Source organism: Paraburkholderia sp. Ac-20340 (assembly GCF_017104965.1).
In the GTDB taxonomy this organism is placed as follows: Bacteria; Pseudomonadota; Gammaproteobacteria; order Burkholderiales; family Burkholderiaceae; genus Paraburkholderia.
Map to the genome: position 1 here is coordinate 15,677 of NZ_JAAGPR010000063.1, position 15,433 is coordinate 31,109.

Here is a 15,433-nt window from a genome sequence, read left to right on the forward strand (position 1 = left end):
CACCTTTGCATTTCGATATACGCATTGCGTATTGCTGCCGAGAATTCCGGCACGACTGGCGCGAAGGCGATCAGCATCCCGAAAATCCTCACCCTTCGCGAAGCGTCGCGCCAATACCTAATCCCGTATTCCCTCACCTTCACACCAGAATGCCTGTTCGACACATTGATATTGGCGTCCACTCATTGATTCGGATGCCGAATTAAATATCGATAAATCAGTACCGCTTCTTTTCTCCCATTTCGCATAGCTTTCTTACCGACCCGTACCTGGGGTTTGCCTCGATCCAACGGCAAGGAGATGACGCCGTTACACCGTTATCCGAACGATTTCCATACAGCACGCCTCCCAATTAGCGGGACCATGCAGCGGGAACGTCGATTGCTCGGCGGCCGCGCGGCGCGGCCTGCGTGCGAGACGGACACATCGGGACAAACCCCTGTTGCGACCGCACCGAACCGCGACGGCGCAAGCGCTACGGCCGGTTGTTGCGGTTTTAGAGTGATTCGTTCAATTGACAGCGTGCAATGTAATGATCCAATCTTCAGCGCATAAATTATTACGAGACAGGGAGGGCAGACATATGTTGGAGAGCATTGTCCGCTGCGTCGCGCTGGCCGCAGCCGCAACGCCGCTTCTAGTCGCATGCGGTGGAGGAAAGGCGAGCGACCCGGGCGCCATTACGCCGACGCAATGCTCGGGATCGAGCTGCACGGGCCAGGGCGCGCCCAGCAGCGCAACCGCCGCGACGGCGCTCTGCCCGGCCGACGCCGATATCGCCAAGAACACGTATCTGGGCGGCGCCGGCAGCGGCGAGGTGGTGAGTCTGAGCATCGATCCCACCAAGATGACGTACTCGCTGACCTTCCTCGCCTCGCCGATTCCGGCGCAGGAAAGCTCGGTGCAGAACACGCGTGCGGGTCTCACCATCACGGGCGCGGTCCAGCATCCGCCCAGCGGCGCACTGCCCACCGCCGCGCAGATCGCCTGCGCATTCCAGCTCCAGCAAGGCACCGGCACGCTCAACGGCAGCACCTACACCACCGCGTACAACGCCGATAACCCGCCGACCATTTATGTAGGCTTCGGCGTGGCGGGCGGCGGTATTCCGGGCGCGACGGTGAACATCACCGGCGACAGCACGGCCGCCCTGCTCTTCAGCAACGTGAAGTCGCGCACCTTCGACTTCTATCCGTTCCTGGCTTTCTCGTCGGTCAGCACCAGCATCGCGGATCTTCAAGGCAACTGGAACGCGCTGCTCTATCACATCGTCCCGACGCAGAACTTCGCTGCGGCCGCCACCACGGCGCAGGAAACCTACGACGCCAGCGGCAATTGCAGCGTGACGAGCGGCGGCACGAATACGCAGTGCGATACGGCATCGTCGCAATGGGCCGCGGATTCCGCCGGCAGCTATTTCACCAGCGCCAATGCGCCGAAGATCCAGTCGCCGACGGTTTCGGCCGTCGCCAACGGTGCATCGAGCCACCTGATCCTCGGCAAGCTCAACGGCAAGATCGTGCCGGTGGTCGTGCGTACCGGCTACGTGAACGAGAACCTGCTTTCGCTGGCCGTCGACGACGAATCGGGTATCGCGATGATGGCGCCGGCGACCAATCTCACGTCGGGTTCGTTCGACGGCAGCTATATCGGCGCCGATTCGAACTTCGCCTACACGGCCACGCTCATCAACGGCCAGAGCGCCGGCTTCCTCAAGCCCTCGACGATGACGACGCAAAGCACCTTCACGCTCGATTACACGCAGACGCATCCGGGCCTGCTCGTCGCCACCGACAACAACGCCAAGACCGGCAACGTGATCGCAGTAGGCGGCCTCTACGGCATCTTCCTCAATGGCGAGGAAAACGGCGGCGTCACGTCCACATCGGCGAACAGCGAAACGTCCAACTCACCGTACTTCGGTGTGGGTGCGCTGATCCAGCCGCAATAACCATCGATTGGCGATCGATTCATCATTGATTCGGATACCGAATCAAACACGGTCGACGCGCAAGATCGGCAGCACGCAGCAAGCCAGAACGGGGCGCCACGACAGGGAGCCGGCGCCCCGCCTACAAGAATGAATCTGGAGACGCGGTATGCAATCCAAGCACTTCGTGAAGCGCCTCGCCCTGCTCGGCGCGGGGGCGCCGCTGATGCTCACGCTCGGCGCGTGCGGCGGCGGCGGAAGCAGTAGCCCGCCGCTGGTCGAAACGGCCCTCTGCCCGACCTCGCTCGACTACAACACGGTCTACACCGGCGGCGGCGGCGACGGCGAACTCGTCAAGCTGCAGATCGACACGACGAAGAAAACCTGGCAGATCACCTACGTCGAATCGCCGATTCCCGCGACCACCGGCACCGTCACGCCCACGCGCAAGGGCACGGTGGTTTCCGGCACGATCACTCAGGAAACCGGTTTGCCCACCGCCAAACTCAACCAGTGCGCGTTCCAGTTGAACGGCGCGAGCCTCGATTCGAGCCGGCCGGCGCGCGTGTTTATCGGCATGGGTGTGGCGGGCGGCACGATTCCGGGCGCGGAAATCCAGTTCGCGGGCTCGGGCGGCATCGGCGTGGTGCCGGACACCAAGTTCCCGTATTACCCGTTCATCGCTTTTTCGTCGATCGAAACGAATATCGCCAACGTGGCCGGCACCTATAACCAGCTCGGTTATCACCAGGTCCCGTCGCAGAACTTCCTGCCCGCCGCCGTGGACGCGAAGATCACCATCAACGCCGACGGCACCTGGCAGGAGTGCGATAACAGCGGCGTGAACGCCGGCACATGCCAGCAGCCCGGCACGAACTTCGTGCAGTCGAGCGACGGCAGCGGCGCGTTCGAAACCGACAACTTCCAGGGGCAGGTCAAGCCCACGCTCGTGACCGGCAAGAACGCCGCGAAGGGCTTCATGATCGTCGGCAAGCTGCGTAACCAGCTCGTGCCGGTGCTCGTGCGTACGGGCGTGGCGTATCCGACCATCGGCACCGATCCGCAGAGCGGCGCGACCGGCCCGGTCGCCGACGACGAATCGGGTATTTCGGTGCTCGCGCCGCAAACCGCCATCGCGCAAGGATCGCAGGACGGCGAATACATCAGCGTCGATAGCGAATTCGACTATCGCTCGCTCGCGCTCAGCGGCACCGAGGGCACGCTGCTCGATCCGTTCAACGCGTCGCAGGCGTCGCTCGCCACGGCACTCGATCTGAACTTCACGCAGAGCACGCCGGGCATCGTCACGACCACGCATGTGAATGCATCGACGGGCACGACGCCGACCGGAAAGATGACCTTCACGGGCGGCGTGTTCAGCTTCCTCGATCTGACGAACGCCTCCGCGCCGTACTTCACGGCGGGCGCTTTCGTCCAGTAGCGCACACGCGCCTGAACACAGCGACACAGCGACACAGCGACGCAACGATGCAGCGATCGACGAGGGAGCCGCTGCCCATAAGGTGACCGCACTGCGCCTGCGTGCGGGCGATGCCCGGCCTTGCCGCCAGCATCGCCCACGACGGCGCACCGTAAGGCACGCGCAGGACCGGCCGTTCACGAGACGGTCGCCGCGCGCGGGCAGGTCGCCCGAACCTGAGAGCAACAGGTAGAACAGGGAGGAACAATGAGACGTACTGCAAAGGCGGCAGCAGCAGCCGCTGTGGCGACGTGCGCCGCCGGACTTTCCACGGCCGCCCATGCCCAGCATGCGGGCGACAACGTGGCCGTACTCGGCTGGTTTCACGTCATGCCGCAGCAATCGAGCACGCCGCTCACCACGACGGTTGCGCCCACGCCGATCAACACGCCGCTGCGGCTGCCGAATTCGTTCACCTCGCCGGGCACCGGTCTGTCGACCAGCAAGGCGGATACGGTCGGGCTGGTCTTCACGCACTTTCTGACCGACCACATCGCGGTGTCTTCGGTGGCGGGCGTGCCGCCCACCTTCAAGCTCTATGGCCACGGCACCATCAAGCCGCCGGGACCGGCGGGCGCGCTCGGCAGCCAGAACCTGAGCGATGCCTCGACCAATCCGATCGTGACGAGCGTGCGCCAGTGGAGCCCGGCGCTGATCTTTCAGTACTACTTCCGGGATGGCGATGCGAAGTTCCGCCCGTTCGTGGGCATCGGCGTGTCGTATAACTGGTTCTCGTCGATCCAGCTCAACCCGAACTTCGTGAAAGCCACCCAGGACGATCTGGGCGCCGTGCTCGCCGCGGGCGCGGGCAAGCCTGGGCAGACGCAGGTGAGCGCGAAGGCGTCGTCGTCGTGGCAGCCGGTGTTCAATCTGGGTGCGACCTACAACGTCACCGCGCATTTCGGCATCGTGGCCTCGCTCACCTATATTCCGCTGAAGACCACGTCGTCCGTGATCGTGAAGGCCGCCGACGGCACCGAACTCGCCGTGAGCCGCGCCGAACTGAAGGCCGATCCGCTCATTTCCTATCTGGGCGTGTCGTACCGGTTCTGAGTCCCCGTGCGGCACAACGCCGGGGCAACGCAGCGTGCTGCTCGGTAAGACGCGTAAAGCAACGCCGGGTGGGCAAACGCACGTTCGTGCGGTGCGCCGTCTCGCGCTCGTGCGACGGCTCGCGCTAAAATCGGCGCATGCCGAAATCGCCCACGCCCCCCGAGACCGAACTCGCGCCCGAGCGCGCCACCGACAGCGAATACACCGTCGATGAACTCGCGCGCGTGGCGAATACGACCGTGCGCAACGTGCGCGCGTATCAGGACCGCGACCTGCTCATGCCGCCCGACAAGCGCGGCCGCGTGGGCATTTATAACGATTCGCACGTCGCGCGCCTCAAGCTCATCAATCACCTGCTCGCGCGCGGCTATACGCTCTCGAACATCCAGGATCTCATCAAGGCCATCGACGATGGCGGCGATCTGCGCTCGATTCTCGGGCTGGAGAACGCCATCGGCGGGCCGTGGTCGCATGCGCGTCCCAAGACTTATTCGCTGCCCGAACTGATCAAGCTGTTCGGCCCGCAGGCGCCCAGCAGCCTCACGCGCCTCGCCGAACTCGGTCTGCTCGAACGCAAAGGGCTGTCTTTCGTCGCGCGCAATCCGGCCATGCTCGATGCGGCCGCAGCGACCGTGCGCGAAGGCATTCCGGCGCGCGAGCTGCTGGACGTGCTCGAAGAAGCACGGCCGCATTTCGACGCCATCGCGCGCGTGCTGGTGGAGATGGTGGTACGCCATCTCGATCGTTACGACGCCGGCGCGCTGCCGCCCGCCACCGACATGCCTGCGCTCGTCGACGCCATCTGGCGGCTGCGCCCGCTTTCCACGGTGTTCGTCGAGAACGAGATCCTGCGCGCGCTGGAAGAGCAGTCGAGCGACTATCTGGGCGGGCGCGTAGCCACCATCCTCGACCAGAAGCTCGGCCGGCGCGCCACGCCGGAGTTGGAAGCGCAAACCGCGGAAACCGCGCCAGCCGCCGCCGAAAAAGCGCCGCGCGCGCCCAAAAAGACCGCCAGCAAGAAGCGCTGATATTGCGCTGCGGGATCTGAAAAGCGCGGCTCAGCACCGCGCTTTTTTCTTATGCCCCCGTTTTTTCTTCGCTTTCTCCCTCCCTTCCGAACGCCCTTCCAAACCCTGAAACCCAATACAGTCGGGCGTTTTCGCGTGTCTTAAAGTCCGCGCGAAATTCTTGGAATGCTCCCTCTAGCCTCTTGCGCGCGGGCGTCTCGCGCACTATGTTTACATCATTCAATGTAACAGTTAAGAATGAACCATAGGGAGACGCTCCGGATGAACGCACCCACCCGGTTTTTCGATGGGGCCGGCGACGGCCGTTTTGCCGATTCTGGCGAGCCGATCGGCGTTGCCATCATCGGTACCGGCTTTGCCGGCCTTGGCATGGCGATCCGCCTGCTCCAGCGCGGTGAAACCGACTTCGCCGTATTCGAGAAAGCCGGCTCGGTGGGCGGCACCTGGCGCGACAACCATTACCCCGGTTGCGCCTGCGACGTGCAATCGCATGTGTATTCGTTTTCGTTCGCGCCCAACCCGCGCTGGACGCGCATGTTCGCGCCCCAGCCGGAAATCCGCGCCTATCTGAACCGTTGCGTCGACAAGTTCCGTCTCTCGCCGTGGCTGAACTTCGATCACGAACTGTCGAGCGCCCGCTGGGACGAAGCCGCGCACTGCTGGCGCCTCGCCTTCGCCAACGGACGGCGCGTTGCGGCGCGCGTGCTGATTTCGGCGATGGGCGGCCTCTCGCGCGCCGCGCTGCCCGCGATTCCCGGCGTGGAAACGTTTCAGGGCAAGGCGTTCCATTCGCAGCACTGGGATCACGGTTATGCGCTCGAAGGCAAGCGCGTGGCGGTGATCGGCACGGGTGCGAGCGCGATCCAGTTCGTGCCGCAGATCGCGCCGAAAGTCGACAAGCTCGCGCTGTTCCAGCGCACGCCGCCGTGGATCATGCCCAAGCCCGACCGCGCGCTCTCGAAGTTCGAACAATGGATGTTCCGCTCGCTGCCGTTCACGCAGAAGATCGCCCGCACCGGTCTGTACTGGATGCTGGAGTCGCGCGTGCTGGGTTTCGCGATCCATCCCTCGCTGATGAAGAACGTGCAGAAGATCGCGGTGCGCCACATCAAGCATCACGTGAAGGACCCGGCGCTGCGCGCGGCCGTCACGCCCGATTACACGATCGGCTGCAAGCGCGTGCTGATCTCGAACGACTATTACCCCGCGCTCACGCGCGCCAACGTGGAGGTGGTGACCGATGCGATCGAGCGCATCGACGCCACCGGCGTGATCACCGCCGACGGCCAGCATCACGAAGTCGATTGCCTGATCTACGGCACCGGTTTTCAGGTGGCCGATCCGTTCGCGCCGGGCACGATTCTCGGGCGCGGCGGCGTGGATATCGTCGATACATGGCGCAACGGTGCGCATGCGTATCTGGGTACGAGTTTGCCTGGTTATCCGAACTTTTTTATGGTCGTCGGCCCGAATACGGGACTTGGCCATAACTCGATGGTGTTCATGATCGAGTCGCAGATCGAATACATCCTCGGCGCGCTCGATGCGATGAAGAAAGATCGCGCCGATTCCATCGAAGTGCGCCCGCAGGTGGAAGCGCGCTACAACGAGCGCATCCAGCAGAAGCTCGATCGCGCGATCTGGTCGGTGGGCGGCTGCAAGAGCTGGTATCTCGATCCGCGCAACGGCAAAAACACCACGCTCTGGCCGGGCTTTACGTGGCGCTTCCGTCGCGCGACCGCGCATTTTTCCATCGCCGAGTATCAGGTGTTCCGCGCGCCGCAGCATGAAGCCGCGCCCGCGCCGCTCGCGGTGGCCACGCAAACGACCGAGGCCGCCTGAAGCGGCCCGCTGATCGACTCAGGGAGAGAACGGATATGAAGCACTTCGACAACAAGGTCGCCGCGATCACGGGTGCGGGTTCGGGCATGGGCCGCTCGCTGGCCGTGCAGCTTGCGGGCGCCGGCTGCCATCTCGCGCTGGCCGACAAGAACGCCGTCGGCCTTGCCGAAACCGAGCGCATCGTGCGCGCACTCGCGCCGAACGTGCGCGTGACGACCCGCGAACTCGACGTAGGCGATCGCGACGCGATGTTCGCCTGGGCCGATGAAACCGCCGCCGCGCACGGTCGCATCAACCTCGTTTTCAACAACGCGGGCGTGGCGCTTTCCAGCACCATCGACGGCATGTCGTACAGCGATCTCGAATGGATCGTGAACATCAACTTCTGGGGCGTCGTGCATGGCACCAAGGCCTTCCTGCCGCATCTGAAGGCCTCGGGCGAAGGTCATATCGTCAATACGTCGAGCGTGTTCGGGCTGTTTGCGCAGCCTGGCATGAGCGGCTACAACGCCACCAAGTTCGCCGTGCGCGGCTTTACCGAATCGCTGCGCCAGGAACTCGACATGATGCGCTGCGGCGTTTCCGCGACCTGCGTGCACCCCGGCGGCATTCGCACCAACATCGCCCAGGCGAGCCGCGTGGCGTCGAATATGGTCGGCTTCATGGTGGCGAGCGAGCAGCAGGGCAAGGACGAATTCGAGAAGTTCTTCATCACCACCGCCGACGACGCCGCCCGCACCATTCTCAACGGCGTGCGCCGCAATGCGCGCCGCGTGCTGATCGGCCGCGACGCACGCGCCGCCGACTGGCTCGCGCGCTCGCTGCCCGCCGCTTACCAGGCGCTCGTCGTGATGAGCGCGCGGCGCGAAGCCGCCAAGGCGCGCAAGCGCGCACGACGCGCCGAACGCGAGGCCATGCTCAACGGCCGCACCATGAATAACAACGCAGGCAAAAATCAGGGAGAAACAGCATGATCATGCCAGTACGACGCGACGTCCGTTTCGCGTTACCGCCCGAACGGGCATGCGACTGGCACGTCGAAGGCGTGCCCGTGACGCACTTCTTCAACGCGCTTTCGCTGCTCTTTCCGGCGGGTGAGCGCTTCTTTATGGATTCGGTGCGCCACTATCGCGACCGTATCGAAGACCCGGAACTCAAGAAGCAGGTGATGGGTTTCATCGGTCAGGAAGCGATGCATACGCGCGAGCACGTCGAATACAACGATTTGCTGCAGTCCGCCGGGCTGCCCGCGCACAAGCTCGACAAGCGTCTGTGGGCGATCCTCAACTTCGCGCGCAAGGTGTTGCCGCCTTCGCTCCAACTCGCGCAGACAGTCGCGCTCGAGCACTACACCGCGATGCTCGCCGATCTGCTGCTGGCCGATACCGGCACGCGTATCGAAGGATCGGTGGAAGGCTACAAGCAGATGTGGCTCTGGCACGCGCTCGAAGAAACCGAGCACAAATCGGTGTCCTATGATGTCTGGAATCTCGTCATCAAGCCGGGGCCGAAGCGCTATCTGATGCGCACCGGCACGATGCTGGCGACCACGGTGCTGTTCTGGGTGATCGTGTTCGACTATCACCTCGCGCTGATGCGCCGGCACAAGCGCCGTATCGGCAAGTTCAGCGGTTACTGGAAGCTGTTCAAGTTCCTCTATGGTCCGCGCCATGGTGTGTTCCCCGGCATCGCGATGGAATGGCTGCGCTTTTTCAAGCCCGGCTTCCATCCGTGGGACCACAACAATCGTAAGCACCTCGAACGGATCAACGGACTCATCGCGCAGATCGACGAGACTAACGCGCAATATGCTGCGCAAGCCGCACCGCGTCGCGTGCCGTTGCATCCGGCCAGCACGCCGCGCGCAGCCTGAACGCTCATGCGGACCTTAAGCGATGGGCCGCGTGGCGGCGGGCGCGAGCGTGAAGCGCCCGCCGCCGTGCTGGAACGGCTCGACGTGGACGCTTCGGATGGCGTGCGGCTCGCCGTGTATGCGAGCGGGCCGCACGATGCGCCGCCGTTGATCCTCGTGCATGGCTATCCGGATTCGGCGCGCGTCTGGGACGGCATGCGTCGCGAACTGGAAACGCGCTTTCGGGTGATTGCCTACGACGTGCGTGGTATGGGCGCATCAGGAGCGCCGTGCGCCCGCGCCGGCTACAAGCTCGCGCAACTCGCGCGCGATCTGATCGCCGTAGCCGACGCCACGTGCGGCGCACAGCCGTTTCATCTGGTCGCGCACGACTGGGGCTCGATCCAGTGCTGGGAAGCCGTGACCGATCCGGCCAACGCCGCTCGCATCGCCTCGTATACGTCGATTTCCGGGCCCTGTCTCGATCACGTATTTCGTGCGAAGTTCGGGCTCAAGCAATCGCTGCGTTCGTGGTACATCGCGTTCTTTCATCTGCCGCTGGTGCCGCAACTGGTGTGGCGGCTTGGTGGCGCGGCGCTGTGGCCGTGGTGGCTGCGCAAGACCGAAGGCGTGCGCGCCCAGCGTGATCCCGACCAGTTGCGCAACTGCATCAACGGCGTCCAGCTCTATCGCGCGAACTTCATCGAACGTGCGCGAATGCCGCGCGAACGCCGCACCGAGGTGCCCGTTCAGATCGTCGTGCCGCGTTTCGATCGCTACGTCACGCCCGCCTTGACCGAGGGCGTGGGCCAGTGGCTCGGGCGGCATCGTCGTGAGTGGATCGACGCGCCGCATTGGACCGTGGTGCGCGATGCGCCGCTGATCGCCGCGCGCGTGCAGCGTTTCATCGCGTGGACGAAGCGCGAGGAAACGCACGCGGCCCAGCTCGATCTCTGAACGACCAATAACCATCCTGCCTGTGGAGAATCGCGTGAACGCAATCGCTCTGCCCGTGTTGACGGGAATCATCGTGATCGCTGCTATCGGCGTCACGCTCGTGCTGCTCATGCTCTTCACGCGACGCGCCACGCGCCGCATCGAACAGACCGTGCCAATGGACGGCCGTCTGATCGACGTGGATGGCGAACGTCTGCATTACGTCGAACTTGGCAGCCGCGACAAGCCGGCCGTCGTGTTTGTGCACGGCCTGTGCGGGCAGATGCGCAACTTCGCTTATCTGCCGCTCGAAGCGCTGGCGCGCGAGCATCGCGTGATTCTCGTCGATCGGCCGGGCTCCGGTTATTCCACGCGCAGTGCGCAGGCCAGCGCGAATATCCGCACGCAAGCCGCGCTGATTGCGCGCTTCATGCAGAAGCTCGATCTGCACGCGCCCGTGTTGGTCGGGCATTCGCTTGGCGGAGCGATTGCGCTCGCGGTGGCGCTCGACCATGCACACACCGTCGCGCGCATTGCGCTGATCGCGCCGCTCACGCATGTGCAGACGGAAGTGCCCAAGGCGTTTCGTGCGCTGGTGTTGCGCTCGAACGCGGTGCGCCGCTTTATCGCCCGCACGCTGGCGACGCCGTTCGGTCTCGCCACCAGCACTCCGACGCTCAGGCAAGTGTTCGCGCCCGAGCGTGTGCCCGAAGATTTCCGCACGCGTGGCGGCGCGCTGTTGAGCTTGCGCCCTGGCGGCTTTATCAATGGCTCGCGCGATCTTGTTGCGATCGAAGACTCCGACGATCTCGCACAGATGGAACAACGCTATGCACAACTGAGCGTTCCTGTGGATGTGCTGTTCGGGCGCGGCGATATCGTGCTGAACTGGGCGCGCCACGGCGATGCGCTGCGCCGTCGATCGACGCGCGTGACGCTCAAGGTCGTGGAGGGCGGGCACATGCTGCCGGTCACCGCGCCTTCGACCACCTACGAATGGCTGCGCACGGCCATCGCCGGTACGACGCAGGCGCAAGGCGAGCGCGCCATTGCGGTCGACCAGAGCGACAGCGCCGACGCCGCGCTCGCGCCGGAGATGCTGCAACGTCGTGCCGCAATATAAATGTAAGCGCGCGGCTAGAGCGACTGCTCGGTCGTAAAGCGTGCGGATCGGGAGGTGAACTTGTTATCGTGAGTGGCGGCGGCGCACGGCTTTCCAGCAACGCGCGGCGTCGCGATTCACCACAAAAAACATATTGGAGACAGCCATGGCAGCCCAACTGCAAACGCAGACGGCGCCGGTGGATACTGCGCGCCACGCCGCGCCCGACACCGACGGCATCTGGTACGCGTCCTATCCCAAAGGCGTTGCGCCCGAAATCGACGTTTCAGAGTACGAAACGATTACGCACTACTTCGACGATTGCGTTGCGCAGTTTCGCGATCGCGTTGCGTATGTGAGCGTGGGATCGTCGCTGACTTATGGCGCGCTGGCTCGCAAGGCCGAAGCGTTCGCCGCGTGGCTGCAAGGCGTAGGTATCGCGCCTGGCGAGCGCGTGGCCATCATGCTGCCCAATACGTTTCAGTATCCCGTTGCGCTATTTGGCGCGCTCAAGGCGGGCGCCGTGGTCGTCAATGTCAATCCGCTCTATACGCCGCGCGAACTCGCGCATCAGCTCAAAGACAGCGGCGCGCGCGCCATCGTCGTGTTCGAGAACTTCGCGAAGACGCTGCAGGAAGCGCTGGCGGGCACGCGCGTCGAGCATATTGCCGTGACGGGTTTGGGCGATCTTCTCGCGGATGGCCTTAATTTCAAGGGTCGATTGCTCAATTTCGTGCTGAAGCGCGTGAAGAAGATGGTGCCGAAGTACGTGCTGCCGAACGCCGTGCGTCTGCGTGATGCACTGCAAACCGGCGCGCGCCGCACGCTTGCGCCCGCCTTGCGCACGAACGGCGATCTCGCCTTTCTTCAGTACACCGGAGGAACGACCGGCGTAGCCAAAGGCGCAATGCTCACGCATCGCAACATCATGGCTAACGTCTTGCAGGCGAAAGCGTGGTCGGCGTCGCAATTGACGGGCGAAGTCGAAACCGTACTCACGCCGCTGCCGCTTTATCACATCTATTCGCTCACGGTAAACGCGCTTATTTTTCTGGGCCTGGGCGGACGTAATATCCTGATTGCGAATCCGCGCGACACGAAGCGCATGATGATGATCCTGCGCCGCGAAACGTTCACCGGTATCACCGCCATCAATACGCTCTACAACGCACTGCTCGACGACGCCGAGTTCTGCAGACGCGATTTTTCCGCGCTCAAACTGGCGATGGCAGGCGGCATGGCCACGCAGAAGGCCGTCGCCGATCGCTTCAAGGCCGTGACGGGACAGCCGATCGTCGAGGGTTATGGCCTCACCGAATGCTCGCCTATCGTGGCGACCAATCCCGTCGATCTTAGCAATATGCGCGATTTCGCGGGCTCGATCGGCCTGCCCGTGCCGTCCACGCAGGTGCGCTTCCGCCGTGAAGACGGTAGCTGGGCGAATGTGGGCGAAGCGGGCGAATTGTGCGTGAAGGGGCCGCAGGTGATGCTCGGCTACTGGAATCGTCCCGATGACACCGCTCAGGTGCTCGACGCCGATGGCTGGCTTGCGACCGGCGATATCGGCGTGATGGATGCGCAGGGCTTTATCCGCCTGATCGATCGCAAGAAGGACATGATCATCGTGTCGGGCTTCAATGTGTATCCGAACGAGATCGAGGAAGTGGTGGCGATGCATCCCGATGTGCGCGAAGTGGCGGCCATCGGCGTGCCCGATCCCGTGCAGGGCGAGCGCGTGAAGGTGTTCGTGGTCGCGCGCGATCCGTCACTGACGGCCGATGCGGTGATCGCGCACTGCCGCAAGCAACTCACCGGTTACAAGGTGCCGCGCGCCGTGGAGTTTCGCGAGGCGCTGCCGCAAACCAATGTCGGCAAGATTCTGCGCCGTGCGCTGCGCGACGAGGAAATCGCGAAGCAACGCGCGCATTGAACGACGTCCTGGCCGTTCTGCTTTTTTCGCTTTGCTCTTTCGTTTGACTCACACAAGCACTGACAAGCATCGAAACAGGGAGACACATCATGAGCACGATCGCATCGAAGCCGGTTGCCCGGGCGCTGCGCCTGGCCGCCCCCATCGCCTGCGCGGCGTTTGCTTTGGCTTGCGCCACGGCGTTCGCGCAGGACGACGCCAGCCCCAACGCCGAGGCTAACGCGCAGCAGGGCAGCGCGGCCGCTCCATCATCGGGTAACGCCGCGGCGGAGGTGAGCAAACTGTCCGTCGATCAGCAGGTGAAATGGCTGCAGCGCGCGCAGAAAAGCGGCGCGCTCGTGAAGATGGACGATGCGCAACTTACGGCGCTGTTCCAGACGCTCGATCCGCTTGTGGTGCCCACGGTGATCAAGCTCGGGCCGTCAGGTTATCCGTCGTATGAATTCACGCTGTCGCGCTGGGAGCGCTTGAACGGCAAATGGCCGAGCAAACCGGCGCATATGCTCGTGAAGCTCGAGCACGATCCGCTGCGTATCTACGCGAAATGGCTGCCCGACGGCGAGCATTCGGGCGAGGAAGTGATCTATGACGCGTCGAAGAAAACCGACGAGATGTATGGCCATCTGGGCGGCCTGCTCGGCGTGATGCCGATGTGGACGGCGCTCGACGGCACGCTCGCGCGCGCGCAGTCGAATCACAAGATCACGGATCTGGGCACCGAATTTATCGTGAGCCAGTTCATGACCGATGCGAAGAAGTATGTGGAAGTGGGCGCGCCCTACAAGCCCGATGTCGAGGTGAAAACGGTCAACGGTGTGCGCGTGGTAGCGCTGACCTACGTGTCGCCGAGCGGCAAGCCGCAGTTCTACGCGAAGAAGCAGACGCTTGGGCTCGATCTGCGTCATCCGTACTTCCGCACGGTCGAAGCATATGGCGACGATGGGCAGATGTTCGAGAAGATCGTGATCGACAACATCACGCCGAAGAGTTTCGATGCCGAGGCATTTGATCCGAAGAACCCCGACTACAAGTTCTAAGGTGCGTTTGAGGTGAGTGTTTTCGGGAGCTTGATGACGGTGATCGAAGCGGTGCGCAGTGTCTTCACCGCTTCGAAATGCGGATGGATGGTGGTCGGCACATATCGTTAGTTTCACAAATTGCCCGGTGATCGGCGCTACGGTGAGCGCGTGGTTGACTCGCGCGCTCACTTTGCATTTCCAGGCACGTCGACTCCTGGAATTCCTCACCATCACTGGGTTGCGGTGACCTCACCATACGCCGATGCGCTCACCATCGAGCGCTGCTCCTGGAATGACTCACCTCACGGGTTTAGCGGTACTTTTGCAGTTCCGGGTCCGTCACGGGCTGCGCCGGCAGATTCAACATGCCTGGCAGCATGCTGAGCTTGGGCACACCGTCGATATCGGCCCAACGGCCACCCGATCCTTGATAGATGATCGTGGGCGTGCCCTGGAAGCCCAGGTCCTGAAACAGCTGCGTATTGCTGTCGATCTGCGCCTGTGCCGCTGCCGGAATGTGCGCGAGCGGCGCGATGCCACCCGATTCGTCTTTCTCCGAGTAGTGCGTTTCCAGTTCGTTCAGGAGTGCTGCGCTATTCTTCGATTGCAGCAGCGCTGCCGCTTTGCCGGGCGAATCGGGCTTCAGAAAACCGAGTGGAATCCAGTGAACCTGCAGACCTGCCGCTTCATATGGCTGCAGCGCCTTCCAGACCAGATGACAGAAGATGCAGTTCGGGTCCATGAAGACGTAAAGCGTCGACTTGACGTTCGCTCCACTTGCGCCTTCGACGATCGCACTCGCACTTTGCAAACGCGTAGCGGCGGCAGCAGGCAACCATGCGGGTTCGTCGGCGGCCATCGCCGGGGCGGCGCCCCATGCGCTCAGCGCGCCGGCCGCAATCAGGCTGTAAATCCACTTCTTCATTGTTCACCTCGATAGTGCTCGCGCGGGCTTGCAGCGAACGCGAGCCCCGACGCGGAGCCACGTATCTTAGGGCTCAATCGTGGCGTGCCCCTGACGCCAATATGGCGTGCGTGTCAGGCAGCGCGGGAAAGGTGAGGGTTTGCGGGAGATGAGGAATGGCGTGCGGAGAACTCGCACGATCGATGCGATGTGCGCGTGTTTTTCCACGCGCGTAAACGCCAGAACCCCGGTTCTCGCTTGGAGCAACCGGGGTTCTGGACGTACTGCATAAGGAGCCTGACGATTACCTACTTTCACACGGGCAATCCGCACTATCATCGGCGTGGAGTTGTTTCA

Annotated in this window: 12 protein-coding genes; 11 read left to right on the forward strand and 1 reads right to left on the reverse strand. The window is 63.4% G+C overall.

Annotation, left to right across the window (positions count from 1 at the left end; all coding sequences use genetic code 11):
- Positions 1-583: 583 nt before the first annotated feature.
- From G3N59_RS36445 to G3N59_RS36495, 11 genes are all read left to right on the forward strand, one after another.
- The gene (locus G3N59_RS36445; RefSeq protein WP_205987850.1) at positions 584-1,951 is read left to right on the forward strand and encodes a DUF2957 domain-containing protein; all 1,368 of its coding nucleotides are present in this window, start codon (positions 584-586) and stop codon (positions 1,949-1,951) included.
- A gap of 205 nt (positions 1,952-2,156) precedes the next feature.
- Positions 2,157-3,371, forward strand: coding sequence for a DUF2957 domain-containing protein (locus tag G3N59_RS36450; RefSeq protein WP_241024837.1), 1,215 nt, complete (start codon positions 2,157-2,159; stop codon positions 3,369-3,371).
- A 246-nt stretch (positions 3,372-3,617) separates the two neighbouring features.
- On the forward strand, positions 3,618-4,463 hold the full coding sequence (locus tag G3N59_RS36455; protein ID WP_205987852.1) for an OmpW family protein: 846 nt from the start codon (positions 3,618-3,620) through the stop codon (positions 4,461-4,463).
- A 137-nt stretch (positions 4,464-4,600) separates the two neighbouring features.
- Positions 4,601-5,491, forward strand: coding sequence for a MerR family transcriptional regulator (locus G3N59_RS36460; RefSeq protein ID WP_205987853.1), 891 nt, complete (start codon positions 4,601-4,603; stop codon positions 5,489-5,491).
- 261 nt (positions 5,492-5,752) lie between these two features.
- Complete coding sequence (locus G3N59_RS36465; RefSeq protein WP_205987854.1) at positions 5,753-7,333, forward strand: NAD(P)/FAD-dependent oxidoreductase; 1,581 nt, start codon at positions 5,753-5,755, stop codon at positions 7,331-7,333.
- A gap of 35 nt (positions 7,334-7,368) precedes the next feature.
- Positions 7,369-8,307: an SDR family NAD(P)-dependent oxidoreductase gene (locus tag G3N59_RS36470; protein ID WP_205987855.1), complete on the forward strand. Its 939-nt coding sequence runs from the start codon at positions 7,369-7,371 to the stop codon at positions 8,305-8,307.
- The gene (locus G3N59_RS36475) at positions 8,304-9,206 is read left to right on the forward strand and encodes a metal-dependent hydrolase (protein WP_205987856.1); all 903 of its coding nucleotides are present in this window, start codon (positions 8,304-8,306) and stop codon (positions 9,204-9,206) included. The genes G3N59_RS36470 and G3N59_RS36475 overlap by 4 nt, the downstream gene beginning before the upstream one ends.
- A 6-nt stretch (positions 9,207-9,212) precedes the next feature.
- Complete coding sequence (locus G3N59_RS36480) at positions 9,213-10,142, forward strand: alpha/beta fold hydrolase (protein WP_205987857.1); 930 nt, start codon at positions 9,213-9,215, stop codon at positions 10,140-10,142.
- Positions 10,143-10,176: 34 nt separating this feature from the next.
- A complete protein-coding gene (locus G3N59_RS36485) occupies positions 10,177-11,244 on the forward strand; it encodes an alpha/beta hydrolase (RefSeq protein WP_205987858.1) in 1,068 nt (355 codons plus the stop codon).
- Positions 11,245-11,389: 145 nt separating this feature from the next.
- Positions 11,390-13,153, forward strand: coding sequence for an AMP-binding protein (locus tag G3N59_RS36490; protein WP_205987859.1), 1,764 nt, complete (start codon positions 11,390-11,392; stop codon positions 13,151-13,153).
- An 89-nt stretch (positions 13,154-13,242) separates the two neighbouring features.
- Positions 13,243-14,190 carry a DUF1571 domain-containing protein gene (locus tag G3N59_RS36495; protein WP_205987860.1) on the forward strand — a complete coding sequence of 316 codons (948 nt, stop codon included), beginning with the start codon at positions 13,243-13,245 and terminating at the stop codon, positions 14,188-14,190.
- A 292-nt stretch (positions 14,191-14,482) separates the two neighbouring features.
- On the opposite strand, the gene dsbG is transcribed toward G3N59_RS36495, so the two are convergent.
- Positions 14,483-15,097, reverse strand: coding sequence for a thiol:disulfide interchange protein DsbG (gene dsbG / locus G3N59_RS36500; protein ID WP_205987861.1), 615 nt, complete (start codon positions 15,095-15,097; stop codon positions 14,483-14,485).
- Positions 15,098-15,433: the final 336 nt, after the last annotated feature.